This window comes from Aquitalea pelogenes (genome assembly GCF_001515305.1).
GTDB classification, from domain to species: Bacteria; Pseudomonadota; Gammaproteobacteria; order Burkholderiales; family Chromobacteriaceae; genus Aquitalea; species Aquitalea pelogenes.
The window spans coordinates 1-210 of record NZ_LNQV01000165.1 but is presented as its reverse complement, the minus strand read 5'-3'; the positions used below and the strand labels follow the sequence as shown (position 1 = coordinate 210).

Below are 210 nucleotides of genomic sequence, written 5' to 3'. Positions count from 1 at the left end.
GCTGTGTTGGCCAGCAACAGCTTGGCCGATACGCTGGTGCGGGATGTGCCGCTCGGCGCAATAGCGGTACAGGCATGGGCACGGCCCTGCACGCACAGCGGCATGTCGGCAGCTGTGTTGGCCAGCAACAGCTTGGCCGATACGCTGGTGCGGGATGTGCCGCTCGGCGCAATAGCGGTACAGGCATGGGCACGGCCCTGCACGCACAGC

At 66.7% G+C, this 210-nt stretch carries 1 protein-coding gene; it reads right to left on the bottom strand.

Features of this window, described 5'->3' with window-relative positions:
• Positions 1 to 210: hypothetical protein (locus tag AWT75_RS21840; protein WP_161937801.1), on the bottom strand; the 210-nt coding region annotated here is incomplete at both ends.